At 43.5% G+C, this 24,711-nt stretch carries 21 protein-coding genes; 13 read left to right on the top strand and 8 right to left on the bottom strand.

Features of this window, described 5'->3' with window-relative positions; translation table 11 throughout:
* Window positions 1–879: 879 nt before the first annotated feature.
* Window positions 880–1,056 (top strand): hypothetical protein, encoded by a 177-nt coding sequence (locus tag CFE23_RS07165; protein WP_291086196.1) that lies wholly within the window; start codon window positions 880–882, stop codon window positions 1,054–1,056.
* A gap of 77 nt (window positions 1,057–1,133) precedes the next feature.
* Here the strand turns inward: CFE23_RS07165 and CFE23_RS07160 are convergent, their stop codons facing one another.
* Together CFE23_RS07160 and CFE23_RS07155 are read right to left on the bottom strand one after the other, a co-directional pair.
* The gene (locus tag CFE23_RS07160; protein WP_291086193.1) at window positions 1,134–2,096 is read right to left on the bottom strand and encodes an OmpA family protein; all 963 of its coding nucleotides are present in this window, start codon (window positions 2,094–2,096) and stop codon (window positions 1,134–1,136) included.
* Window positions 2,097–2,254: 158 nt separating this feature from the next.
* Complete coding sequence (locus CFE23_RS07155; RefSeq protein ID WP_291086190.1) at window positions 2,255–3,016, bottom strand: exodeoxyribonuclease III; 762 nt, start codon at window positions 3,014–3,016, stop codon at window positions 2,255–2,257.
* 295 nt (window positions 3,017–3,311) lie between these two features.
* Between CFE23_RS07155 and CFE23_RS07150 the strand changes: the two genes are divergently transcribed.
* Together CFE23_RS07150 and CFE23_RS07145 are read left to right on the top strand one after the other, a co-directional pair.
* Window positions 3,312–5,120: a lysophospholipid acyltransferase family protein gene (locus tag CFE23_RS07150; protein ID WP_291086187.1), complete on the top strand. Its 1,809-nt coding sequence runs from the start codon at window positions 3,312–3,314 to the stop codon at window positions 5,118–5,120.
* 386 nt (window positions 5,121–5,506) lie between these two features.
* A complete protein-coding gene (locus tag CFE23_RS07145) occupies window positions 5,507–6,802 on the top strand; it encodes an OmpA family protein (protein WP_291086184.1) in 1,296 nt (431 codons plus the stop codon).
* A 184-nt stretch (window positions 6,803–6,986) separates the two neighbouring features.
* On the opposite strand, the gene CFE23_RS07140 is transcribed toward CFE23_RS07145, so the two are convergent.
* Together CFE23_RS07140 and CFE23_RS07135 are read right to left on the bottom strand one after the other, a co-directional pair.
* The gene (locus CFE23_RS07140) at window positions 6,987–8,027 is read right to left on the bottom strand and encodes an AMP-binding protein (protein ID WP_291086180.1); all 1,041 of its coding nucleotides are present in this window, start codon (window positions 8,025–8,027) and stop codon (window positions 6,987–6,989) included.
* On the bottom strand, window positions 8,024–8,950 hold the full coding sequence (locus CFE23_RS07135; RefSeq protein WP_291086177.1) for a CPBP family intramembrane glutamic endopeptidase: 927 nt from the start codon (window positions 8,948–8,950) through the stop codon (window positions 8,024–8,026). The genes CFE23_RS07140 and CFE23_RS07135 overlap by 4 nt, the downstream gene beginning before the upstream one ends.
* Window positions 8,951–9,030: 80 nt before the next feature.
* On the opposite strand from CFE23_RS07135, the gene arsC reads away from it, so the two are divergent.
* The 3 genes from arsC (at window position 9,031) to CFE23_RS07120 (ending at window position 12,938) form a co-directional block, all read left to right on the top strand.
* Entirely contained in the window at window positions 9,031–9,375 is a 345-nt protein-coding gene (arsC, locus tag CFE23_RS07130; RefSeq protein WP_291086174.1) for an arsenate reductase (glutaredoxin), read from the top strand.
* 87 nt (window positions 9,376–9,462) lie between these two features.
* Complete coding sequence (locus CFE23_RS07125; RefSeq protein ID WP_291086171.1) at window positions 9,463–11,994, top strand: outer membrane beta-barrel family protein; 2,532 nt, start codon at window positions 9,463–9,465, stop codon at window positions 11,992–11,994.
* Between the two features lie 71 nt (window positions 11,995–12,065).
* Window positions 12,066–12,938 carry a cation diffusion facilitator family transporter gene (locus tag CFE23_RS07120; protein WP_291086168.1) on the top strand — a complete coding sequence of 291 codons (873 nt, stop codon included), beginning with the start codon at window positions 12,066–12,068 and terminating at the stop codon, window positions 12,936–12,938.
* A gap of 30 nt (window positions 12,939–12,968) precedes the next feature.
* Here the strand turns inward: CFE23_RS07120 and CFE23_RS07115 are convergent, their stop codons facing one another.
* A complete protein-coding gene (locus tag CFE23_RS07115; RefSeq protein ID WP_291086166.1) occupies window positions 12,969–15,023 on the bottom strand; it encodes a M13 family metallopeptidase in 2,055 nt (684 codons plus the stop codon).
* A gap of 131 nt (window positions 15,024–15,154) precedes the next feature.
* Between CFE23_RS07115 and CFE23_RS07110 the strand changes: the two genes are divergently transcribed.
* Genes CFE23_RS07110 through CFE23_RS07095 form a run of 4 tightly spaced genes read left to right on the top strand, consistent with a single transcriptional unit; the run spans window position 15,155 to window position 19,092 of the window.
* Window positions 15,155–15,823 carry an SCO family protein gene (locus CFE23_RS07110; RefSeq protein ID WP_291086163.1) on the top strand — a complete coding sequence of 223 codons (669 nt, stop codon included), beginning with the start codon at window positions 15,155–15,157 and terminating at the stop codon, window positions 15,821–15,823.
* A gap of 53 nt (window positions 15,824–15,876) precedes the next feature.
* Window positions 15,877–16,116 (top strand): FeoA family protein, encoded by a 240-nt coding sequence (locus CFE23_RS07105; RefSeq protein WP_291086160.1) that lies wholly within the window; start codon window positions 15,877–15,879, stop codon window positions 16,114–16,116.
* Window position 16,117: 1 nt separating this feature from the next.
* Window positions 16,118–18,226: a ferrous iron transport protein B gene (gene feoB / locus CFE23_RS07100; RefSeq protein WP_291086156.1), complete on the top strand. Its 2,109-nt coding sequence runs from the start codon at window positions 16,118–16,120 to the stop codon at window positions 18,224–18,226.
* 26 nt (window positions 18,227–18,252) lie between these two features.
* Window positions 18,253–19,092 carry a hypothetical protein gene (locus tag CFE23_RS07095; protein ID WP_291086152.1) on the top strand — a complete coding sequence of 280 codons (840 nt, stop codon included), beginning with the start codon at window positions 18,253–18,255 and terminating at the stop codon, window positions 19,090–19,092.
* Between the two features lie 127 nt (window positions 19,093–19,219).
* Here the strand turns inward: CFE23_RS07095 and CFE23_RS07085 are convergent, their stop codons facing one another.
* Both CFE23_RS07085 and CFE23_RS07080 read right to left on the bottom strand, forming a co-directional pair.
* Window positions 19,220–19,873: a metal-dependent transcriptional regulator gene (locus CFE23_RS07085; RefSeq protein WP_291086204.1), complete on the bottom strand. Its 654-nt coding sequence runs from the start codon at window positions 19,871–19,873 to the stop codon at window positions 19,220–19,222.
* Window positions 19,874–19,901: 28 nt separating this feature from the next.
* Window positions 19,902–21,776 (bottom strand): Nramp family divalent metal transporter, encoded by a 1,875-nt coding sequence (locus CFE23_RS07080; protein ID WP_291086147.1) that lies wholly within the window; start codon window positions 21,774–21,776, stop codon window positions 19,902–19,904.
* A gap of 83 nt (window positions 21,777–21,859) precedes the next feature.
* Between CFE23_RS07080 and CFE23_RS07075 the strand changes: the two genes are divergently transcribed.
* The gene (locus tag CFE23_RS07075; RefSeq protein WP_291086144.1) at window positions 21,860–22,600 is read left to right on the top strand and encodes a transporter; all 741 of its coding nucleotides are present in this window, start codon (window positions 21,860–21,862) and stop codon (window positions 22,598–22,600) included.
* Between the two features lie 36 nt (window positions 22,601–22,636).
* The gene (locus CFE23_RS07070) at window positions 22,637–23,776 is read left to right on the top strand and encodes a lycopene cyclase family protein (protein ID WP_291086141.1); all 1,140 of its coding nucleotides are present in this window, start codon (window positions 22,637–22,639) and stop codon (window positions 23,774–23,776) included.
* On the opposite strand, the gene CFE23_RS07065 is transcribed toward CFE23_RS07070, so the two are convergent.
* Complete coding sequence (locus CFE23_RS07065; protein ID WP_291086138.1) at window positions 23,756–24,163, bottom strand: hypothetical protein; 408 nt, start codon at window positions 24,161–24,163, stop codon at window positions 23,756–23,758. The genes CFE23_RS07070 and CFE23_RS07065 overlap by 21 nt on opposite strands.
* Before the next feature lie 84 nt (window positions 24,164–24,247).
* Between CFE23_RS07065 and CFE23_RS07060 the strand changes: the two genes are divergently transcribed.
* Window positions 24,248–24,658, top strand: coding sequence for a BrxA/BrxB family bacilliredoxin (locus CFE23_RS07060; protein ID WP_291086135.1), 411 nt, complete (start codon window positions 24,248–24,250; stop codon window positions 24,656–24,658).
* The last annotated feature ends 53 nt before the right edge of the window (window positions 24,659–24,711 follow it).

The raw sequence follows: 24,711 nt of genomic DNA, 5'->3' as shown, positions 1-24,711 counted from the left end.
CGGGGCTTGAGAATGATTTGGAAGTGGAGGTGTTATATTTGTTTTGAATTGCGATTTGCTATGCGTGTGGGCACGGATTGCAAATCCGCGCTATCGTCCGTGGGATATATCCGCGCCATCTGGGTATGAAATTCAGTGAGGAAGAAACATTAACACCAGCTCCCCCCCGCTGGCGCATTCTATGATAAAAAACAAATATTAAGCAGCAAATTTATAAGTGTTTATAAAGGGTGTTTTTCTGTGAATTACCGAAATGACAAAAACTGCAAATACCGGATGTCGCGGATGTTCTCAACGCAACGATAGCGCGGATTTCCTTCGGCAGTCGCTCTGCTCGTGTGTAATCCGTGCCCACAAAGCATATGAAACAAAAAGCTACAATTGTTAGATTGTAGTTTTTTTATACTTTTAAATCAAACTACACGCCATGTCAACAAACTACAAAGCCACAACTACAGAATATGCTTATTTTATTACCATTACAACCGCAGATGGAACGATGCGGGATTGGGCATGAGTGGCGGGGTGGTGTTGGACTTGTTTGAGATAGCTATGCTTGTGGGCACGTCCCGAAGTTTCGGGAGCAAATCCAGGCTATTGGACAGGTGATACATCTGCGCCATCGGATTGACAAACGTAGCGAAGATGCATGCGAAGATTCCTCCTTCGTCGGAATAACAATGTCCGGACAGGCACGCTGAAGATGCGTTTATCGTTTGAGTGCTGATTCGCAGATATGTCGTTTCCAAACGTAAACGGTGAGGGGTTGTCATTCCGACGAAGGAGGAATCTTCGCAAGAATAACCCCGACCGCTGGATTTACGTGGTGGCGGATATTCCCACTACCTTGTATAGATAAACACTCATTAATTTTAGAAGATGGAAAGATTCTTTGCAATATGTATGATGCTTGTTTTCGCCTATTGGCTTTTTAAAATTTTAAAAAAACCTTTTTTCGACGGGGAAGATACCTTACGGGATTCTAAAAAATTAAATGCAGTGATGATACTAATTGTTGGTGTCATTGCTATGGCTATTTTAGCATTTAAAAAATAAATCCAATTGTGAATTTTAAAGGAAGCGCCGGAATGCCCGGCGCCCATAAAAAAAAGCGGGCCATCAGCCCGCTTTTACTATAGATCATTCAGCATCTTGCTGATCTCATCCAGCTTTGGTGTGAGGATGATTTCGATGCGGCGGTTCTTCGATTTGCCTTCCGGGGTATCGTTTGTGGCGATGGGTGCGAATTCACCACGGCCGGCTGCAGTCAGGTTCTGCTTGCTGATGCCCTTGTTCTCTGTCAGGATGTTCACAATGGCGGTCGCACGTTTGGTAGACAGGTCCCAGTTGTTTTCAATCTGGCCCATGGCGCCGGCGAATTTATCATTGTCGGTGTGGCCTTCAATCAATACAGAGATGTCGGGGTTTTGCGCGAGTACTTTCCCCAATTCGACTACGGCTTTCTTGCCTTCCGTTCCTACAGCCCAGCTTCCGGTCTGGAACAACAGTTTGTTTTCCATGGAAACGTAGACTTTGCCGTTTTTCTGTTCCACGGTAAGCCCTTTGCCTTCAAAAGCGTTTAGGGCTTTAGATAGGGTTTCTTTCAATTTCTTCATGTTGGCTTCCTTCGCGGCCATCATCTGCTCGAGTTCGGCGACGCGGTTCGAGCGCTCCTGGAAATCGGCATTCAGTTTGTTGATGCGGTCCTGCTCTGCGGCGAGCGCCTTTTCCTTGGCTTCGAGTTTGGCGAGTAATTCGCGGTTTTTGGTCATGTTTGTCTGTAGCGCATCGTCGCTGTTTTTTTCGAGCGCGTTGTAGGACGCCTGTAGTGTTTTCAGGTTTGCATTTGCCGCGGCATAGTCGGCGGCGAGCTTGTCGCGTTCTGACTTGATTTTGTCGTATTCCTTTTGCAGGTTGGACTGGTCGATTTCGAGTTTGTTCTTTTCGGCGAGCAGCGCTTCGTTGTCGTCAGACATTTTGCGGTTTTCCTTTTTCAGGTCGGCGAATTTATTCTCGAGGTCGTTATAGACTTTTTTGGACACACATGACGTGGATAGCGCCATGATGAGTAGGGCAACGGAAACTTTCTTGATCATTTTTGGATGTATTAATAGTGTTTTAATAGTTCATTTTTTTGTCAGGACGCTAGCCCCGATGGCAGGCGGCATCCTTTTTTGTTTTGGTGTGATGCCCCTCGACTGCGCTCGGGGTGACAAAAACAAAAAAGATAAAGCCGTACAGCGGGATCATGCTCCTATATAATCTCAGCCAACACCGGGCAATGGTCTGAGTGCTTTGCATCGGGCAGGATGACGGCGCGTGTGAGCCTGTCTTCCATCGTCTTGCTGACCAATATATAATCGATGCGCCAGCCTTTGTTATTGCCCCTTGCCCCGGCGCGGTAACTCCACCACGTATAATGGTGCGGGTCTTTGTTGAAATGCCGGAAACTGTCGATAAACCCGCTTTTCATGAACATATCGAGCCACGAACGCTCTTCGGGAAGAAAGCCGGAGACGGTCTTGTTGCGGATGGGGTCGTGTATATCGATCGGTTCATGGCAGATGTTGTAGTCGCCACAGATGACCAGGTTTGGGATGCGCAGCCGCAGGTCGGCAATGTAATGGTGGAAATCATCCATATACATAAACTTGTGGCTGAGGCGGTCGATGTTGGTTCCGGAAGGCAGGTACAGGCTCATGACGGACACGTCGTCAAAGTCGGCACGGATGTTGCGCCCCTCGAAATCCATGTGTTCGATGCCGGTGCCATAGACGACTTCGCGTGGTTTTATCTTAGAAAGGATGGCGACACCGCTGTATCCTTTTTTCTGGGCGGGGTACCAATAGTGGTAATTGTAGCCCAGGTTTTCGAATTCATGCAACGGCACCTGCTCTGGCGTGGCCTTGATTTCCTGGAGGCAGATCACATCGGGATTGGCTTGTTCGAGCCAGATGAGAAAGCCTTTGGAAATGGCAGCGCGGATTCCGTTGACATTGTAAGAGATGATTTTCATTCTAATGGCATGTTTTTAACTTTAATCAGTTCGGCCCAATGGGCTTCAGTCAAAAATATCTTAAAAATGAGCAGGGGCATTCGCAAAAAATAAAAACTGTCAACATAGATATGCACAATGGAATTGCGAATTAGGAATTGGGAATTAGGAATTACGACTTGCGTTTTAGACCGTGACTGTTTTTGGGCAGCTTTGTTATTTGTGGCTGTTGTAATTCTTAATTCATAATTCGCAATTCAATTTCACGGTTGGCATTTTTTTCTATCTTTGTTTTTACCTAAAAGCAATAAACATAATGGGTCTAGTCACCGCCAAAGAAGTAGCCAAAGCAATCAATGCCACCAAATATGGAATTTTTGGGACGTTTGCCGGATGGCTGCTGATGAAGACGCTGAAAATTTCGCGGCTGAACCAGATTTATGATAAGAACAAGCACCTCAAGGATGTAGAGTTCCTGAATGCGATTCTGGACCAGCTTGAGATTCGGTTTGAGATTCCTGAAGAGGACTTTAAACGGTTGCCGAAGGAGGGTGCGTATATCACGATTTCAAATCATCCGCTTGGCGGTGTTGATGGCATATTGCTGTTGAAGCTGATGCTGGAGCGCGAGCCGAACTTTAAGATTATCGCCAATTTCCTGCTGCACCGGATTGAGCCTTTGAAGCCTTACATCATGCCTGTGAATCCTTTTGAAAACCATAAAGATGCCAAGTCGAGCGTGGTGGGCATTAAGGAAACGCTGCGTCATCTGAGTGACGGGAAGCCATTGGGGATGTTTCCGGCGGGGGAAGTATCTACTTACAAAGACGGAAAACTGGTTGTAGACAAGGAGTGGGAAGAAGGGGCTATTAAAGTAATCCGCAAAGCGCAGGTACCTGTTGTCCCGATTTATTTCCACGCAAAAAATAGCAGACTGTTTTACCTGCTTTCAAAGATTGACGACACGATGCGTACGGCAAAGCTGCCTTCAGAATTGTTTTCGCAGAAAGACCGGATTATTAAAGTGCGGATCGGGAAGCCGATTTCGGTGAGCGAACAGAACGAGCATGCAACGATAGAAGAATATTCAGAATTCCTGAGGAAGAAGACCTATATGCTGGCCAATCCTTATGAAAAGGACAACAAGCTGTTGAGTACGCCGCACCTGAAAATCCCGAAAAGCCCGAAAAAGATTGCGACGGCGGCGAGCAATGACAAGATGATCCAGGAAGTGGATAATCTCAGGAAGCAGGACTGCAGGTTGCTGCAAAGCAAAAACTACGAGGTTTTCTTTACGAAAGCGGATAAGATTCCGAATATTTTACACGAGATCGGCAGGCTGCGTGAGATTACGTTCCGCGAGGTTGGCGAAGGCACGAATGAGTCTATCGATCTTGATCCTTATGATAATTATTACTACCACATGTTTTTGTGGGACGCGGACACCAACCAGATTGCGGGCGCTTACCGGATGGGTTTGGGCTCGGAAATTTTCCCGAAACGGGGCATCGAAGGGTTTTACCTGCATGAGTTATTCCGATTTGAGCCGGAGCTTCATGACATGATGAGCAAATCCATTGAGATGGGCAGGGCGTTTATCATCAAGGAGTACCAGCAAAAGCCGATGCCTTTGTTTTTATTGTGGAAAGGGATCATTCACACGACACTGCGGTATCCGGAACATAATTTTCTTTTGGGCGGCGTGAGCATCAGCAACCAATTCTCGGAATTTTCGAAATCGCTGATGATTGAGTTTATGAAGTCGCATTACTATGACCCTTATATTGCCCAATATGTACATGCCAAGAAGGAGTTTAAGGTGAAACTTAAGGATGCGGATAAGGATTTTATCTTTGATGAGGCGGAATCCGACCTGAACAAGTTTGACAAGATTATTGACGAACTTGAGCCGGGGACACTGCGATTGCCGGTGTTGATTAAAAAATATATCAAGCAGAACGCGCGTGTTGTAGCGTTTAACGTCGACCCACTTTTTAACAATGCTGTCGATGGATTGATGTACATTAGGATTGCGGATATCCCGGAGAGCACGATGAAACCGGTTATGGAAGAGTTTCAGGCCGAACTGGAAAGGAAATTGCTGGAAAAAGGAGAGACATTGTAACAAGGAGATTCGCTTTGCAGTAGTTATGGAGCGTTAAAATGGTGTCTTTGGCGTTTTTTGAGTCGGAAAGCCGAATGAATAGTGCCGTGTTCGCTTCCACCGCTATCGTTTTTCTGCGGGAATTTTGTAAAAAAAAATCTTATATCTGTAACAAATTAAAAATTTTCAATAAAACATGTAAATTATTGAAAATTAATCATTTATTATCTGACTAATAAAATTAGAGATTTATTTGTTTTTCGGCACTTGTTGTGAAATATATTCATGGGAAAAGCAAAAATTACGAATAATTTTCATTTTATGATTTAAATACCCCCGATTACGTGTTAAATTTATTTCATTCGTATTGCAAAATTGCGTATGTTTGTAAAAATTTAAAACTTAGAATGATGAAAAAACTTTTACTTGCATTAACATTTGTTAGTACGCTGAGCCTTAGTGCACAGACGGGTGACGCCAGCGCTGACAGTACCGATACAGGTTACAACAAATGGTCACTTGAACTAAATGGAGGAGTTAACAAGCCGTCAAAGCCTTTCGCAGAAAATTACTTTACAGCTACTCCAAGCTTCTTTACAGCAGATTTAGGAGCGAGATATATGTTTAACAACAAAGTGGGTATTAAATTTGATATTGGTTACTCAAGATTACAGGCGAAAGACAACTCAATTGCTCCATTTACAACACACTATTACAGAGCAGATGTTCAGGGGGTTGTAAACATGGGCCGTGTTTTAAATTTTGAAACCTGGACAAAAAGAATTGGTTTCCTTGCTCACGCAGGGGGTGGATATGGTCAATTCAAAAGTGACGATCAGGAGTATACTGACAGGGTTGGTAACTTTATCATCGGTCTGACAGGACAATTCAAATTGAGCAACCGTGTGGTTATCACCGGTGATTTTACTTCAATGACGGATTTGTTCCAAAACAGGACGTTTGATGGAACTTCAAGAATTCACGAGCAAAGAGGCTGGGAAGGCGGTATCTTTACCGGAACGATCGGTCTTACGGTTTATCTTGGAAGACATGAGCAGCACGCTGACTGGTATATCGACACGGATAAAAACAAAGAAGAAATTGATGCTCTTAAAAAGAGAATTGGTGACTTAGAGACTTACACCAATGATACTGATAAAGACGGTATAATGGATGGTTTAGATGCTGAACCAAACAGCAAACCAGGTCTTGCAGTTGATTCAAAAGGAAGAACAATCGACCTTAATGGAAATGGTATTCCAGATGAATTGGAAAGCTATATGAATAAAACATACGGCCCAGGTGGAACAAGTAACACCAACACAAACATCAACAACACGCCAAACAATAGTGCTTTGGTTAAAGCGTTGATCAACGATGGTTATGTTACATGTTACTTTGATTTAAACAAATCTACACCGACAAATGTTTCTACTGAAGGTATTGATTTCATCCTTACTTACCTGAGAAATAACCCAACGGCTACAGTAGATATCATCGGACATGCTGATGAGGTTGGAAGATCTGCTTACAACGACAAATTGTCACAGGCCAGGGCAAACAATGTGAAGAACACGCTTGTAAAAGCTAAAGTTGATCCTTCGAGATTGAATGTAGTTGCTGCAGGTGAAGATGCTTCAGTTGACAAAGATTCAGCAGGTGCAAGAAAACTGGTTAGAAGAGTCACTTTCAAAGTGAAATAATTTACCAATTTTCATCATCATATAAAGAAAAACCCTGAAGTAATTCAGGGTTTTTTTATGCGTTGATTTTGCAACTGGGACGTGATGGATATTAAATGGATGTTAATAGGTTTTACTGCTGACAATATTTTAATCATAAAAAAACCTGAAGCGATTCAGGTTTTTTTTTGTGGTTGATGACTTCTTACATCAGCGAATCCCGGCGGATGATTTTTCCATTTCCGGTTTCCTTAAAATGTGGAATGAAGATGATTTCTTTGGGTTTTTCATATTTGTCCAGCTTGTCAAAAATAGTCTCAGGCAGCGTATAAGCTTCTCCTTCAATAGCCAGTATGAGCTTTTCTCCCAGATCCGAATCAGGCATTCCGGCAACAAAGAAACGCCGGTCAATTTTCTTATAAAGCTTTTCCTCAATAGACTCAGGGATTAGTTTAATGCCGCCGCTGTTCACAACGTTGTCGATCCGCCCCTTCCAGATAAATTTTTTATCTGAAATCAATTCTACAATATCATTTGTGATAATGGGTTCCTGCGAGATATCAGGCGCGGTAATTACAAGACAGTTTCGATCGTCACTGGCGATAGAGACGTTCGGCAATACCGTAAAATTCTTGTCCCCAACTTTCTTTGCGGCGATGTGCGAAACCGTTTCGGTCATGCCATACGTTTCAAAAGCCTGTCCGGGAAGTTTTTTTAAGTCCTTCTCGAGCGAGGCATTTATTTTAGCACCGCCAACAATCAGCTTTTTAATTTGGTGCAATTCAGCTACTGAATTTTGAGCCTGTAAAGGAACCATTGCCGAAAAAGCATATTGCGTATCATTGTTCCGAAGCGGATGCGCTGTAGGCGCGACAAAATCCATGTCGAGCCCCAGGATGAACCCACGAACGAGCATCATTTTCCCGGCAACATATTTTACTGGGAGGCAATTCAGCACTTTATCGCCGGGAGCGAGGTCAAAAAAATTACCTGTTGCAAGGGCCGAGTTTACCATGGCTTGTTTTTCAACGCGTATTACCTTCGGAATGCCGGTACTGCCGCTGGTATTCATTTCGATAAAATCATTGTGGTCAAACCAATCCAGAAGAAAGTGTCCGACCGGCCTTTCAAAATCATCCCCTTCCTTAATAAAACTATAGGCGACGCGACACAAGTCGTCTTTGTCAAGATGGAATCCGTTAAGTTTAAAACGGTTGTGGACCTGCGTGTAATTTGGAGTATTCATTTTGATGAGATTTGATTTGGATCGGGTGAAGGGATGGCCACTTTTCCGGTTAATTTCTCCTTCCATCCGGACCAATGGTACTTTTTACTAAAGATAAATAAAAGAATTGGAAATATAATAACGACTGGTAAAATCACATCGAACGAAACCGATGGTTTGGAAATGTCAATTAACACAGAATCGGTCTGGAAAACCGTCCAATCGGAAGTGACAAGAAGCGCACCCACTATATTGTTCGCAGCATGAAAACCGATTGACAATTCCAATCCGTCATCCATCAATGTCATGATGCCAAGCAAAGCCCCGGTTCCGATATAATAAACCATTAAAAAAAGTCCCATTTTCTCTACCTCGGGATTCGCCAGGTGCATCATCCCAAAGACAACAGACGTGCACAAAAGTGCAACCCATTTCCGCTTCGTTGCTACGCCGATACCCTGCATCAGATACCCACGAAAGAAATATTCTTCGAAACTGGTTTGCAAAGGCACCAAAATCAGGCAGATCAATGAAAGCTCGAGAAAAGGAATCAGTCTGAAATTGAAAATAAAATTTTCCGGACTGGAAAGGTAACTGAACAGCACAAGCAGCGCGCTGATTCCGCCCCATACGCAAAATGAAAAAAATACACGATGCCAGTCGATTTCCTTCCGGGCAGTTGTCAATGACCGGATGGATTGCCTGTGGATAAATTTCACCCACATGAATAATAAAGCAAGTAGAATGGCAAATGGAATCAGGTTTTCAATAAAGAATGCGCTTTTGCCTTTTTTAAGGATTTCCTCCTTAATCAGGTGCGCGACATCCATATCGGCGTTTGCTGAAACGAAATAGTTCAGGGACATCAGTCCGAATAAACCTAAAGGGAATGGCAGGTAACTTACGAGATTTGCCCTGTTTTTGTAGACCTGTTCAATAAACATAACTCAAATGATGGAATAATTGTTCGCCTAATTTAATCCAATTTTTAAAACGGAAATCAATTACTTTGCAAATAAAAGAGATGATTCAGATTTACCACAATCCCAGATGCTCGAAATCCCGTGAAGGGCTTGAGATCGTAGAAAACTCAGGCCAGAAATTTCAGGTGATTAACTATATAAAAGAACCACTGAATGACGAAACGCTGAAAGGAGTTGTTAAAAAACTGGGTATCAGGCCGCTGGATTTAATCCGGGTAAAGGAAGCAGCATGGAAGCAGTTTAAAGATAAAACGCTTGCAGATCAGCAGGTTATTGACGCCATGTTGCAGCATCCGGAACTTATGGAAAGACCTATCGTAGTGCATGGATCTCAGGCTGTAATTGGCCGCCCGCCGCAACTTATCAGGGATTTGCTGTCAAAATAAAAACTTTTTTTAACAAACCATTGTGAACTGTCCCCTAAACCAACCCGTACTTTTGCAGTCTTAAAGCGCTAAAAAAATTCTCGCCTGATGAAAAACATCAAATACGCCATGTATATGTTGCTGATTTTAACGCCATTGCTTACTATGGCGCAGCAACGACCGGAAGGTCCAAAAGTTAAAGTCTCCGGAAGGGTTATTGAAAAGGGAACCACTACCCCTATGGAGTATACGACCATAACACTTCAGAACACATCAAATCCTAAAATAGTAACCGGCGGCATTACCAATAATAAAGGCGAATTTGACTTCGAAGTTACGCCCGGGACGTACGACATCAAGATTGAATTTATCTCCTTTAAGCCGGTCGAAATCAAACAAAAAAGCATCACTGAAAATCTGAGTTTAGGCGTTATCCTGCTTGAACCGGATGTCACGCTGTTAAATGAAGTTGAAATCCGGGTCGATAAAACCACAGTGGAGATCAAGCTTGACAAAAAGGTCTACAACGTCGGCAACGATCTTATGGTGAAAGGCGGAACAGTAAGCGATGTGCTTGATAACATCCCGTCTGTTGCCGTCGATGCAGATGGCACGGTAAGCCTGCGCGGCAATGAGAATGTCCGCATCCTGATTGATGGGAAGCCGTCTAATGCCATCAATATCACCGAAGCGCTGCGCCAAATCCCTGCAGACGCCATCGATAAAGTGGAAGTCGTCACCAACCCATCCGCGCGCTATGATTCTGAAGGGGGTGGCGGACTCCTGAACATCATCCTTAAAAAGGGAAAAAATCTGGGTCTGAATGGAACCGTAATCCTTTCCACCGGAGATCCTGAAAATTATGGTGCCTCTGGCAATTTAAATTACAAGCTCGAAAATTTCAACCTGTTTACCACAACAGGCTACAATTACAGGAACAATCCGGGGAATTCTTTGACCAATTCCGAGTACCTGAATCCTGATGGCTCTACGAGGAGTTTTACGGATGAAAAGCGTTACAACGAACGGATCAGCGAGGGTGTGAATTCGAATTTTGGGATTGACATGTATCTCGACAAATCGACAACCTGGACCAACGCCATCAATTACCGTAAAAACAGCGGAAGCAATCCTGAAGAGGTTACCTATAATAATTATGATGCCAATCGCGAAAACCTTTTCAGGACATCGCGGTTTAACGACCAGAACAGCCGCAGCCAAAACGTCGAATATTCGACAAACCTGACGAAAAACTTCAAAAAACAAGGCCATAAATTCACCATTGATGGCTCGTTTTCCAACAATGACGATCATGACAAATCGATGATCCAGAATAATTCTGATGTGGTGAAGCTGGAAAGGACCAGCAATGACCAAAAGCAGTCCAGGAACATGATCCAATCGGATTACGTCTTGCCAATCGGTAAAAACAGCCAGTTTGAGGCGGGCTACAAAGGCGAATTCAATAAGTTGCTTACGGATTACAGGGTCGATACGCTAAATACCGATATCAATCAGTATTTACCCAATCCCTTTTTCTCGAATATTTTAGAGTATAAAGAGAAAATCAATGCACTGTACACGCAATTTGGGACCAAGGTCAATAAATTCTCAGTGCTTCTCGGATTAAGGTGGGAAGATTCGAATATCACGATTAACCAACTTACCAGTGAAGATTACAACACCAAAAAATACAATAATTTCTTTCCAAGCGCTTTCCTGACCTACGAAATTTCTGATCAGTCAAGTGTGTCCTTAAGCTATAGCCGAAGGATTTCGCGGCCGCGCGGCAGGCAGATTAATCCATTCTCCAATTATTCCAGCAACATCAACATCTTTCAGGGAAATCCGGATTTAGACCCGGCATTTACCGATGCAATCGATTTAGGATACCTCAAAAAGTGGGATAAACTGACGTTGAGCACGTCGATGTATTTGAATAAAACAACCGATTCTTTCCAGTTTATCAGGAAGGAAAGCGGGGATTTTGTAAATGTGGTGTCTGGGGGCAAAGACATCGTGAATAACGATGGCAGCATTTCCATAGTGGACGGAGAAGATTATAAGATTCCGGTCATTTTAACCTCTCCAATCAACCTGGCAACCGAATACCGTTTCGGATTTGAGTTCACGCTGAATTACAATCCATACAAATGGTGGAAACTGAATTCCAATTTTAATTTTTTCCGAAACCAGACCGATGGGGATTATTCGTATGTGGATTTCAAGGGAAATACCATTACGCAGAATTTCGACAACACGGCGTATTCGTGGTTTACCAGACTGACATCGAAGATCACCCTCCCTTACAAAATTGACTGGCAGACAAACCTGACTTACAACGGACCGCAGAACAATGCACAGGGCAGAACATTAGGGAACTTCGGGGCCAACCTCGGGTTTAGCAAGGACCTTTTAAAAGACAAGGCCACGCTGGCGCTGAACGTACAGGATGTCTTCAATTCCAGGAAGCGAATCAATGACACGTACCTCCCTTCACTCAATTCACACAGCGAAATGCAGTGGCGCGTGAGGCAGGTTAACCTGTCGTTCACCTATAGATTCAACAAGAAGAAAACTGAAAGGGAACGCCAGCCGAAACGCGAACAGGGTGACGATGGCGGAGATTTTCAGGGATAGTATATAAAAGAAGGATTGTTAAGGCAATCCTTCTTCCATTTTGCAGAAATCAATTTATCTTTACCAACCATATGAGTTCAAATAAAGACAAAGCGGTTCGGACCGCCACAGTGAGTATTTTTGGAAACCTGATTTTGGCATTTGCCAAAGGGATTGCCGGGTATTTTGGAAATTCGTATGCATTGATTGCCGATGCCATAGAGTCAACCACCGATGTGTTTTCTTCGCTATTGGTGCTTTTCGGGATTCGGTATTCTACCAAACCCGCTGATGAGAACCATCCATACGGCCACGGCCGCGCGGAGACGCTCGTGACCTTTGCCGTCGTGGGGTTCCTTTTAATTTCGGCTACGATTATTGCATATGAGAGCATACACAATATTGTTACACCCCACCAGACCCCTGAAAAGTTTACCCTGATTGTATTGGGTATCATCGTCATTATCAAAGAGGTTTTCTATCGGTTTGTATCTAAGAAAAGCGACGAAGCGAACAGCTCTTCATTGAAAGCTGATGCCTGGCATCACCGTAGCGACGCCATTACATCAGCGATGGCTTTTGTTGGCATATCGATTGCAATTATTTTTGGGCCTGGTTATGAAACCGCCGATGATTGGGCGGCGTTGCTGGCATCCGGTTTTATCATTTATAACGCCTACATGATTTTCAGGCCGGCATTGGGAGAAATTCTGGATGAACATTTGTATGATGATGTGATTGTACAAATTCGCGAAGTGGCTAAAACCGTTGATGGAGTGGTTGACACTGAGAAATGTTTTGTCCGAAAGACAGGCATGACCTATCTTGTCGATTTGCATTTGACTGTCGACGGGAATATTACAGTAACCGAAGGGCACGACATTGCGCACCGCCTTAAGGATGCTATTCAGTTAAGCATTCCTGAGATTGCAGACGTGTTGATACACATTGAACCAAACCCATAAAAAAATCCCCAATTAGGGGATTTTTTAGTATTACCAGATTCTGACTCTTTTTTCCGAAGGAATGAACATCCCGTCACCTTTCTTAATATCGAACGCCTCATAGAAAGCATCTACATTTTGCAAAGGAACATATGCTCGGTAAATAGCGGGTGAATGCGGGTCTGTTTTCACCTGGCTTTTGATTGCCTCGTCACGCATTTTCGCGCGCCAAATCGTCGCCCACGAAATAAAGAAACGTTGTTCCGGCGTGTATCCGTCAATCAATCCTGGATTTCCGTTTTCTTTCAGGTATAATTTCAGTCCGTCGTATGCGGCGTTTACACCACCCAGGTCGCCTATGTTTTCGCCCAGCGTAAATTTGCCATCGACAAAAATACCAGGCAACGGCTGCAGTGCGCTGTATTGTGTCGCCAGGGCACCGGTAAGGTCACCAAATTGCTGTAAATCATCTTTTGTCCACCAGTCCACCAAATTTCCGTCAGCGTTATAACGTGCGCCCGAATCATCGAATCCATGCGAAATCTCATGACCAATTACGGCGCCGATACCACCATAATTCACCGCTTCGTCTGCCTGATAGTTGTAAAACGGCGGCTGCAGAATGGCTGCGGGAAACACAATCTCATTATAGGAAGGATTGTAATACGCATTTACAGTTTGCGGCGACATGCCCCATTCTGTTTTGTCCACCGGCTTGCTTAGCTTTTTAAGGTCTTCTTTGTGCTGCCATTCGGCATACCGCTGCGAGTTTAAGAAGTAAGTTCCACCTTCTGCCGGAGCGACTACCATCAATGCTGAATAATCTTTCCAATTGTCAGGATATCCAATTTTAATGGTCAGCTTCTCAAGTTTCTCGATGGCCTTTGTCTTGGTTTCAGCGCCCATCCAGGAGAGGTTGCTGATACGGGTTTTATAAGCCGCAATCACATTACGGATCATTTTTTCAGCTTTGATTTTTGCTTCAGCAGGAAACTTTTTTTCGACGTATAATTTCCCCAAAGCTTCGCCAACAGCTCCATTTACAACCTGCAGGGCCCGTTCTTCACGCGGGCGTTGTTTCAACGCACCCGTAAGTGCTTTGCCGTAAAATTCCCAGTTTGCAGTTTCAATGTCTGTAGAAAGCAGCCCTGCAGACTTGTTCAGTAAAGTCCATTTCATGTACGCCTTCCAGTTTTCAATATTTTTTTCCTTCAGGATATTATCCAAAGCCATGAAGTATTTGGGCTGCGTCACAATTAATGAGTCGATTTTCGGCAGTCCGACACCCGATAGGTAATTATTCCATTTAATCGAAGGGATTGTCTTTTCCAAACCTTCAATAGACATTGGATTGTAGGACAAACGGCTGTCGCGTCGCTGCACCCTGTCAAACCTTGGCTGTGCTAAAGTAGTTTCAAAAGCGAGGATTTTCTGCGCGTCATTTTCAGCCTGTTCCGGTTTTTCGCCAAGATATTGAAGCATTCGGGTAAGGTGAGCCATATATTTATCGCGTTTTTCTTTCGAATCCTTATCGTCCGCAACATAATAGTCACGGTCTGGAAGTCCGAGACTTCCCGGATACAGCGTGACAACATTGCGATTGCTGTTCTTCTCATCCGCATCAATCCCGATTCCAAAAAATCCAATACCTCCATACGGTTCCATTTCGGCAATAAGCTGTTGCAGGCCGTTGACATCCTTCACTGCATCGATTTTTGCGAGGTAATTTTTTAAAGGAGCGATTCCTTCCCTGTTTCGGGCGACGGTGTCCAGAACACTTTTAAACAGGTTCACCGCTTTTCCCTGATCCGTGTTCGACTTATACAACTTGTTTCCTGAAGCTTCTTTCAGAATCGCCAAAGCATCTTTATCGGTGTTTTGGCGCAGTTCATTGAAGCTTCCCCAGGTCGTTTTATCGGCAGGAATTTGCGTTTTGTCCAGCCAGGTTCCATTTACGAAGCGAAAAAAATCGTCGTTTGGCTTCACCTTCTTGTCCATATAAGAGGTGTTTATCCCAGGTTCCTTTTTAGGCGTTTGTGCATTGGCCTGTACTATTCCCAAAAGGATCAGCGGTAAAGCAAATGCGGGTTTAAAATTTATTTTCATTAGATGAGATTTATTTGTCCGAAACAAAAATATTGATAATAGTTTGAAACACTGTTAAATTTAGCCGAAATGCACAAAAGGAAAATCCCGTGATGGGGAATGATTTATTACTTTTGCAGAAATTATTCCCGATGCTTTCCATTCTCAAAAAATATAAGATTTTCCTGATCACCATGCTCGTGTTTGCCGTCATTTTCCTTTCGGTGTCGTACCGTTTGCTGCAACCCAGGAAAGTGCTGAAGATATATACGCCATCGGATGTCAATCCCGAGCTTGCCGACACCACAATTCAAAATGTAACGAAAGCGCATGCGATTGCCGATTTTTCATTCATTAACCAAAATGGGAAAACAATTACCCAAAAAGATTATGCCGGAAAGATTTATGTTGCGGATTTCTTTTTTACCACCTGCCAGACGATTTGTCCGATTATGACAGACAACATGGTCGCTGTGCAAAACGCCATAAAAGACAATCCAAAAGTGATGATCCTCTCGCATTCAGTTTTTCCGGACCAGGATAGCGTACCGGTTTTAAAAAAATATGCCGTCGAAAAAGGCGTCGATGACCGAAAGTGGAATTTGGTAACCGGAAATAAGAAAGATATTTACTACATCGCCAGAAAATCATATCTCGCTGTAAAAACGGGCAATCCTGCTGAGATGTACGATATGGTACATACAGAGAATTTTGTTTTGGTTGATACGAAAAGGCGCATCCGTGGATTTTACGACGGCACCAAGAAAGAGGAAATCAAAAGATTAATCGACGATATCGCCACATTATCTACGGAAGATTAATGCACTAATTCCATTTAATTTCTTACTTTTGTTTATTCAATCTAAATAAGCTTTTGCAGACCACTATAGCCCAACTCGAAATCGGCGAAAAAGCCATCATTAAGGATTTTGACATCAATGCTGTGCCATTGAAGTTGATTGAAATGGGCTGTTTACCCGGCAATATGGTCGAACTACTTCAAATTGCACCACTGGGCGATCCTTTATTCCTGAATATCAACGACTGCCATCTCGCCATCAGGTTGGAAACGGCTTCGGTGATTGAAATTGACATTATTCCAAATCATTCCTGAAATGCCAGATCACAATATTAAAGTCGCATTAATCGGAAATCCGAACACCGGAAAGACTTCAGTATTCAACCAGCTTACAGGCCTGAACCAACAGGTTGGAAATTATCCCGGCATCACCGTAGAAAGAAAGCAGGGAAGCTGTAATCTTCCGTTGGGATTTCGCGGAATTATTCTGGACTTACCGGGAACGTACAGCCTCAACGCGAGTTCTATCGATGAAAATGTGGTCATCGAACTGCTGTTGAATAAAAATGACAGTGATTTTCCGGATGTGGCCGTTGTCGTCACCGATGTGGAAAACCTGAAACGGAACTTGCTTCTTTTTACACAAATCAAGGATCTTGAAATTCCCACAATCCTAGTCATCAATATGGCGGACCGGATGGACTTTAAAGGAATCTCCATAGACATCCCATATCTTGAAAGCCGTCTGAATACCAGGATTGCGTTGGTTAGTTCCAGAAAAAAAACCGGAATCGATTACCTAAAGTCATTGATTGTGGATTATAACGCCATTTCGACAGAACCCTGCGTGAACGCTTCGTCCATCGATCCGGAGTACTTCAACGCGTTGCGTAAAGCATTCCCGAAACAATCTTTGTATAAGCTTTGGCTTGTAATTACGCAGGACGTCAACTTTTCAAACCTAAACAAACGGGTACTGGAGACACAAAATTTTGCCAAGCCTAATTCCGAATTGAAAAGGTTGCAGCAGAAGGAAACGATAAAGCGCTACCAGTTTATCAATGACGTTTTGAAGGAAGGCCGAACGATTGATACCGCAAAAGCCCGTGATTTCAGGAGCCGGCTCGATCGGGTGCTGACGCATAAGATTTGGGGATACGTTATTTTTGCAGCCATTTTGCTGCTTATTTTTCAGTCCATATTCGATTGGTCCAGTTATCCGATGGACTGGATTGACGGTGGATTTACGAGTCTTGCTTCTTACGCAGCCGAACACCTTCCAAAAGGAACCTTTACCGACCTTATTTCGCAGGGAATCATCCCCGGAATTGGCGGTATCGTCATTTTTATTCCACAGATTGCGTTTTTATTTTTGTTTATTTCCATCCTGGAAGAAACAGGTTACATGAGTCGGGTGGTATTCCTGATGGACAAAATCATGCGGCGCTTTGGGCTAAGCGGCAAGAGCGTTGTACCTTTAATCTCGGGTACAGCCTGCGCGATTCCGGCCATTATGGCCACACGCAACATCGAAAACTGGAAGGAAAGGCTGATCACGATTTTGGTAACGCCATTTACGACCTGCTCCGCAAGGCTTCCCGTATACTCCATCATTATTTCCTTAATCATCCCGCGCAACCGCGTATTGGGGATTTTTAATACGCAGGGTTTAACCCTGATGGCCTTATATCTTTTGGGCTTTGCCACGGCAGTACTGTCTGCATACCTCCTGAACAAGGTCCTTAAAATAAAGAACAAGACATTTTTTGTAGTCGAGATGCCCAATTATAAGCTGCCGATGTTTAAAAATGTAGGCTTAAATGTGCTCGAAAAAACGAAGGCTTTTGTATTCGGGGCCGGGAAAATTATCCTCGCCATATCGATAGTGCTGTGGTTTCTCGCTTCTTTTGGCCCTGGGAAAGACTTTAAAAATGCTAAAAGTATCGTTACAAACGAGCTTAGGGCGACCAATCCAAATCCTACCAAACTCGAAATAGATGAAAAAACGGCTTCCTATAAACTCGAGAACTCCTACATCGGTATTATGGGAAAAACCATTGAACCGGTAATCAGGCCATTGGGTTACGACTGGAAAATCGGCATTGCGATTTTAAGTTCTTTTGCCGCACGTGAGGTTTTTGTAGGAACGCTTGCTACAATCTACAGCGTTGGGGACAGCGATAATGAGAATACGATTAAAGATAAAATGCAGGCTGAGGTTGATCCGGAGACAGGCAAGAAAGTCTTTAATTTTGCGTCAGGGATTTCGTTACTGCTGTTTTACGCATTTGCCATGCAATGTGCCAGTACGCTGGCAATCACCCGGAAGGAAACCAACACCTGGAAATGGCCGTTGTCGCAACTCATTTTTATGAGCGGGCTGGCCTACCTTGTGGCTTTGACCGCTTACCAATTCCTGAAATAAAAATTGAACTTTCCCGTTCCTGTTTCATGAGAATAAAGCCACAATTTATTGCTGTACTTGTTTTTTTATGCAGCGTCCAGCTGTTTTCACAAAACAAATTAGATTCCTCCAAGAAGGACCTGAATTCCTCATCCGCTTCTTCTTCTGGTTCCGGTTCGACTTCAAATTCATCGTCAAAAGAATCGTCTGAAGTTGATGACGAAGAATTAGGCTTTTTCGCAAAGGTCTTTTTTGATGTCACTTTCGGGGTTTTTAAATATGGCCTCATTGGAGATTACAAGAACGAAGATCATTTACACAGCAGCCTCACGCCCTATCCATACTACAATTTTGAATCCGGAAATTACAGGAATGTGGAAGATAGTATCGCCGATTATCGGTTGCGTTTTGATGTTGTTGCTAAATTCGTATACAACGACAACAATCTCTTCGGCAGCCATTTAAAAGGAAAAGTGAGGGTCTTCCAGTATTTCTCGATCCAGACAAACTATCATCAGCTGTTCGAATTTAACAAACTTAACAGAACCACCGACCAGCTGGCATTATTTTATTTCAATGTGGCTTACGACCGGATTCGGTTTGAGAAATTCAATCTGGGCTGGACGATGGGTGCTTCCTATGTGGGAAATGAAGTCAGGAAAGGGGGATTTTCGTACGGACTGTTAACGGAGTATTTTATGTCGAATCACATCAGTTTCGCTGCTGCTATCAAATGGAGCCAAGTCAATTCACAGCCGGTGAATGCTTTCGAATTGGAGAGCCGGTACCACAAAAAGCGGGGTTTTTTCTCAATTGGATATGAAAGGCTTAAAATCGGCACGCCATCGTATAATTTCGTAACTTTGGGAACTGGCATTTACTTCTGATGATTGACTTTCAACAAATATTGGCATTCACCGCACTGGCACTGTCCGTTGGTTATCTGGTAAAGAAATTTTTCTTTAAAAAAAAGAAATCAGCGAAGCACTGCGGTACCGACGACTGCGGATGTCATTAGATCGCTTTTACAAAAAGGTTAGCGGCAATTTTATTCGATATGGTCAGCTCGCGATTTTCAACCAGAATCCGTACGGATTGATCAAAACTTTCCTTCGCCAACACCGTAATTTCTGAACCCAACGCAATGTGCTGTTTGTCGAGGTATTTTAAAAATTCTGACGAAGTGTCTTTCACCCCAACACAAATTCCGGATTCATTTTCGCTGATTTCGGACAACAGCATTTTCTCAATTTTGATAATCCGGCCGTTTACATCAGGAATAGGATCGCCATGCGGATCTTCAGTTGGGTTTCCCAAAAAATCATCCAGTTTATTAATCAGTTTTTCCGACTTGATGTGTTCCAGCTGCTCTGCAATATCATGTACTTCATCCCACGAAAAGTCGAGCTTTTCTACGAGAAAAACTTCCCATAGGCGGTGTTTCCTGACAATCATTTTGGCAGCCAGCCGGCCATTTTCTGTGAGTGAAACGCCTTGGTATTTTTTATAGTTGACCAAATCTTTTTCAGACAGTTTCTTTAACATATCGGTTACCGAAGAAGCCTTGGTTTCCATTTTTTCGGCAATGGCATTCGTGCTTACTTCACTGCCTGTGAGGCTTGTCAGGTGATAGATGGTTTTGAGATAATTTTCTTCGGAGAAAGTCATGATTTCAATTTGCGCAAAAGTAGTCATCTTAATTTTTAACGATAAATAAAGGGATGTTTATTTTATGCCTGACCTTGTTCACCGTTGTGCCAAAAAGCAAATCCTTAAATCCGGTATGGCCATGGGTGCCCATTACCAATACGTCGAATGGTGTTTCGTTGACAATTTCGGGGATGACTTTGTCCGGTTTGCCAAAACCAAGCCTGGTTTCGATATGATAGCCTTTTTCAGTTAGCATGATTTTGTAGTCTTCCAGCAATTTTTTATCGATGTTAGTTTCATGGTCCTCAATGCCTCCGCCATAATACATTGCCCCAACGGTTTCTACAACGTGGATTAACGTGTAGTGTGCCTCCTGTCCGCCCATCTCAAAGGCGTTGTTCAGCGCCGATTCGTCAGCAGCCGAAAAATCTACGGAAACGGCTATATTTTTTTTGTTGTAGGCAGGCGTTTTGGAGAATTTAAGCGCCAGGTTGTGCGGCGAATGGTTTACAATCCGATGTGTGGCTTTTCTAAAGAAAGGGTTAAACACAATGTACAGCAATAAAATTAAAAAGCCGATGGCCGCCGGAACCGCTGTCAACCAAAGTATAATGGGATGTTCAGCGCTCTCGAGCCATCCCTGAAGCTCATCAAACACCAGTTTCGCATTCAACGAGACGATAATGGCTGCGATCACCCAGGCTGCAATTTTTGTTGGCAGGCTGATTTCAAAACCTTTCATCTTATGCTTATCGCTCACAAAATGAATCAAGGGAATGATGGCGAACCCAAGCTGCAAACTCAAAATCACCTGGCTGAAAATTAACATTTTCCCGGTAACGCCTTCCCCAAAAACGGAAATGACAATCACAGCAGGCACAATCGCAATGAGGCGTGTGATGATGCGCCGAACCCACGGCTGTATCCGAAGATTCAGATAGCCTTCCATGATAATCTGGCCTGCAAGTGTACCCGTTACAGTGGAGCTTTGACCCGCAGCAATTAGTGCTACCGCGAATAAAATCGGTGCCCATTGCGTTCCCAGGTAGGGTTGTAGGAATTTATAGGCATCCTGTATCTCAGCGACTTCAAACATGCCATTTTTGTAGAATGTCGCCGCCGCCAGGATTAAAATCGCAGCATTGACAAAAAAGGCGAGATTCAATGCAATCGCCGAATCGATAAAGTTGTATTTCAATGCCTGCTTAATTCCCGCATCACTGCGGTCAAACTTCCTCGTTTGTACCAATGAAGAATGCAGGTAAAGGTTGTGCGGCATCACGGTTGCGCCAATGATTCCGATTGCAATGTAAAGTGCCGTTTCATTCGGTATGGACGGAATCAATCCGGCAAGAACCTTCGGAAGTTCCGGTTGGGCGAAGATCATTTCAAAAATGAAGGAAACACCGATAATGGCGACAAGTGCAATGATAAACGCCTCCATTTTCCGCATGCCTTTGTTAATCAGGAACAACAGCAGGAAAGTGTCCAAGACCGTTATCATTACACCCTGTATCAGCGGAAGCCCGAACAGGAGATTTATCCCGATCGCCATTCCCAGCACTTCAGCGAGGTCACACGCGGCAATGGCAATTTCGGCAAGAAAATAAAGAATGTAATTGACAAATTTTGAGTAGGTGTCTCTTGAAGCCTGCGCCAGGTCAAGCTGCGTGACAATACCCAGTCTAGCGCTTAAGCTTTGCAACAGCAACGCCATGATATTGCTCATGAGCAACACCCAAAGTAAGGCATACCCAAACTGGCTTCCCCCAGCGATGTCAGTGGCCCAGTTTCCCGGATCCATGTAGCCCACGCTGATAAGATATGCCGGACCAAAAAACGCAAGAACCTTACGGAATAACGATGTTTTGTTTTGGGTTGAAATCGACTGATTTACTTCTTCTAAAGACTTGCCTTTCATGCTAAAAAGATTTTTTCCAAAGCAAATATATATAATATTTTTATTTGCTGAATAATATTTTTAGATTTGTCTAAAAAATAATTATGATTAAGCTTATTTTAATATTAGTCATTTTTCCGATTGCTATCGCTGCACAGGAGATGACGCCCATACAGACCGATAGACCAGACCAGACAGAAACACCAGCCATTGTCCCAAAAGGAATGTTTCAAATGGAAAACGGATTTTCATATGAACAGGTAAACGCCAAAGCTTCATCTCTTGTAACACCTTCATCCTTGATTAAGTTTGGTGTAAACGACCATTTCGAGTTTCGGCTGATTTTGGAATTCGTGTCCGAAAAGGAATTTGGTATAAAAACCTCTGGTCTCAGTCCGGTCTTGGTTGGTTTTAAGACGCGCCTCGCGGAAGAAAAAGGCATCATTCCCCTGACGTCATTTATCGCACACCTTTCCGTTCCCGATTTGGCGTCGACGGAATTTAAAACGGATTACTACGCACCGGAATTCCGTTTTACAATGCAGCATACGCTTACGGATAAGGTGTCGCTGGGCTACAATCTCGGCGCAGAATGGAATGGAGAAACGCCTGAACCGACTTTTATTTACACATTGACGACAGGCATTTCGCTTTCGCAAAAAACCGGCTGTTACATAGAATTGTACGGGTTTGCACCCCAGAAAGACAAATCCGACCACCGATGTGACGCCGGATTTACCCATTTGCTTTCCGATGATATGATGGTAGATGTTTCCGGAGGCGTTGGCTTGACGGAAAACGCGCCTGATTACTACGCTGCCCTCGGATTTTCGTTTCGTTTATAAGCGGCAAAAAATTATCTTTACAGCTTAATATTTCTGATGAAGCATTACGACTACATTTTCACGGGCGTTGGACTGGCGGCATTGATGACGGTCAACCAAATGATTAAATCCGGAAAATTTGCCGACAAATCCATATTGCTTCTGGACGCTGATTCTAAACAGAAGAATGACCGTACCTGGTGTTTCTGGGAAAAAGGGAAAGGCAATTGGGACAAAATCCTGACACAACAGTGGAAGCAGGTTTGGTTCCGCAACGAGGTTTTCAGCCGCAGGCTCGATTTGGATCCGTATGAATATAAAATGATTCGGGGAATTGATTTTTATAACAAAACCCTGAAACGTATTATGTTGCATTCCAACATCACATTCCGCAATGAGAACGTCACCGGTCATAGCGAATCGGCGGGGCATGTTGTCGTACAGACGGACTCCGGAAATTATTCCTGCAGTAAACTTTTCAACAGCATTTATGATCCAACAGCAGTATTAAAGCAAACGAAATATCCGCTATTGCAACAGCATTTCATTGGTTGGACAATAAAGACGGAAACGCCATCTTTTGACCCAAATGTGGCGACCTTCATGGATTTTTCGGTTCCGCAAAAAGGAAATACGCGTTTTATGTATGTGCTTCCGGTGTCAGACACGGAAGCCATTTTCGAATATACTTTGTTTTCAAAAGATCTGCTGCCGGAATCCGAATACGAAGAAGCGATTGTGAACTATCTTTCGAATCTGGACGTCACCAACTATAAAATTATTGATAAGGAACGCGGCCGCATCCCGATGACGTCTTATGAATTTTGGGAAAGCAACACTAAAAACGTGATCAACATCGGTTCTGCCGGCGGATGGACCAAAGCAAGCACGGGATTCACATTCAAAAATTCAGATAAGCTTTCAAAACGCCTTGTGCAATTCCTGCAGCAGCAAAATGACTTTACCGATTTTTATAAAAAAGACCGTTTTTGGTTTTACGACCTGCTGTTGTTAGACATCCTGTCTAAACAAAATGAAAAAGGGGCGCCGATTTTCAGTGCGATGTTTAAAAAATCAACACCCGCGCTGGTATTGAAATTCCTGGATGGTGAAACCAGTTTCTGGGAAGATTTAAAAGTGATCTGGCAATGCCCGAAAGGCTTATTCATCAAAGCGCTATTTTTCCGCCTTTTCTAATTTCATGTATTTCACCATGCTGCTGATGATCGCGACAAACCAAAAGGTAGTAATGAAGATCATATGATGTACCACTTCGGTTGTCTTTACAATCGCAACGTTATAGCGCTGTAGATATTTCAACAACTTCTCTTTTGATTCAATATCAGAAACGTCTTCAGGATATCCAAACGTCGACAGTGAAGGGGTAATGGGCAATGAAAACCACAAAATCATCATGATCAACCCATAAAAGGCCAGCCGATACTGCAATGTCAATTTGAACGATTTCTGCCGTTGGACAATAAAATGACCAATCACAAAGACAACCAGCAATCCAATCAAGAGATAAAGTGAATCTATATTTTCAAACATTTTGATGACGATTGTTTTTAGAAACCCAAACATAACAAATCTTTATGATGATGTGATAAAAGTCTGCTCTAATTCTCACTAACTTTGCCGCAACTTTTAATCTTTAATTTTAAGCTTATGTATCCAGAAGAAATGGTGAAACCAATGCGCGCCGAATTGTCCGACGCCGGTTTCGAAGAATTATACAGTGCTGACGCCGTGGAAAAAGCGGTAACACAGTCGGGCACTACACTCGTTGTTGTAAATTCCGTTTGTGGATGTGCAGCGCGCAACGCCCGTCCGGGCGCTAAAATGAGCCTCAACGGGGCCAAAAAACCAGACCACCTGGTGACGGTTTTCGCCGGCGTTGACACTGATGCGGTAAACGCTGCCCGCCAACACATGTTCCCATTCCCGCCGTCATCGCCAAGCATGGCGTTGTTCAAAGATGGCGAATTGGTGCACATGCTGGAGCGCCATCACATTGAAGGCCGCCCGGCAGAGTTGATCGCCGAGAATTTACAGGACGCTTATAACGAGTACTGTTAATTAGTCTCAAAGCAGCAAAGTTTTTAAGAGCACCTTTTCGGGTGCTTTTTTTA

Origin of the sequence: Flavobacterium sp. BFFFF1, from assembly GCF_002256285.1 — a bacterium.
Taxonomy (GTDB): domain Bacteria; phylum Bacteroidota; class Bacteroidia; order Flavobacteriales; family Flavobacteriaceae; genus Flavobacterium.
The sequence above is the reverse complement of the archived record's forward strand: the minus strand, read 5'-3'. Positions and strand labels throughout refer to the sequence as shown.

What these genes read in the sequence shown, in the direction of transcription:
- CFE23_RS07165 (WP_291086196.1), top strand. Translation starts at nt 880, where the DNA reads ATGGAAAGATTCTTTGCAATATGTATGATGCTTGTTTTCGCCTATTGG.
- CFE23_RS07160 (WP_291086193.1), bottom strand. Translation starts at nt 2,096, where the DNA reads ATGATCAAGAAAGTTTCCGTTGCCCTACTCATCATGGCGCTATCCACG.
- CFE23_RS07155 (WP_291086190.1), bottom strand. Translation starts at nt 3,016, where the DNA reads ATGAAAATCATCTCTTACAATGTCAACGGAATCCGCGCTGCCATTTCC.
- CFE23_RS07150 (WP_291086187.1), top strand. Translation starts at nt 3,312, where the DNA reads ATGGGTCTAGTCACCGCCAAAGAAGTAGCCAAAGCAATCAATGCCACC.
- CFE23_RS07145 (WP_291086184.1), top strand. Translation starts at nt 5,507, where the DNA reads ATGATGAAAAAACTTTTACTTGCATTAACATTTGTTAGTACGCTGAGC.
- CFE23_RS07140 (WP_291086180.1), bottom strand. Translation starts at nt 8,027, where the DNA reads ATGAATACTCCAAATTACACGCAGGTCCACAACCGTTTTAAACTTAAC.
- CFE23_RS07135 (WP_291086177.1), bottom strand. Translation starts at nt 8,950, where the DNA reads ATGTTTATTGAACAGGTCTACAAAAACAGGGCAAATCTCGTAAGTTAC.
- arsC (WP_291086174.1), top strand. Translation starts at nt 9,031, where the DNA reads ATGATTCAGATTTACCACAATCCCAGATGCTCGAAATCCCGTGAAGGG.
- CFE23_RS07125 (WP_291086171.1), top strand. Translation starts at nt 9,463, where the DNA reads ATGAAAAACATCAAATACGCCATGTATATGTTGCTGATTTTAACGCCA.
- CFE23_RS07120 (WP_291086168.1), top strand. Translation starts at nt 12,066, where the DNA reads ATGAGTTCAAATAAAGACAAAGCGGTTCGGACCGCCACAGTGAGTATT.
- CFE23_RS07115 (WP_291086166.1), bottom strand. Translation starts at nt 15,023, where the DNA reads ATGAAAATAAATTTTAAACCCGCATTTGCTTTACCGCTGATCCTTTTG.
- CFE23_RS07110 (WP_291086163.1), top strand. Translation starts at nt 15,155, where the DNA reads ATGCTTTCCATTCTCAAAAAATATAAGATTTTCCTGATCACCATGCTC.
- feoB (WP_291086156.1), top strand. Translation starts at nt 16,118, where the DNA reads ATGCCAGATCACAATATTAAAGTCGCATTAATCGGAAATCCGAACACC.
- CFE23_RS07095 (WP_291086152.1), top strand. Translation starts at nt 18,253, where the DNA reads ATGAGAATAAAGCCACAATTTATTGCTGTACTTGTTTTTTTATGCAGC.
- CFE23_RS07085 (WP_291086204.1), bottom strand. Translation starts at nt 19,873, where the DNA reads ATGACTTTCTCCGAAGAAAATTATCTCAAAACCATCTATCACCTGACA.
- CFE23_RS07080 (WP_291086147.1), bottom strand. Translation starts at nt 21,776, where the DNA reads ATGAAAGGCAAGTCTTTAGAAGAAGTAAATCAGTCGATTTCAACCCAA.
- CFE23_RS07075 (WP_291086144.1), top strand. Translation starts at nt 21,860, where the DNA reads ATGATTAAGCTTATTTTAATATTAGTCATTTTTCCGATTGCTATCGCT.
- CFE23_RS07070 (WP_291086141.1), top strand. Translation starts at nt 22,637, where the DNA reads ATGAAGCATTACGACTACATTTTCACGGGCGTTGGACTGGCGGCATTG.
- CFE23_RS07065 (WP_291086138.1), bottom strand. Translation starts at nt 24,163, where the DNA reads ATGTTTGGGTTTCTAAAAACAATCGTCATCAAAATGTTTGAAAATATA.
- CFE23_RS07060 (WP_291086135.1), top strand. Translation starts at nt 24,248, where the DNA reads ATGTATCCAGAAGAAATGGTGAAACCAATGCGCGCCGAATTGTCCGAC.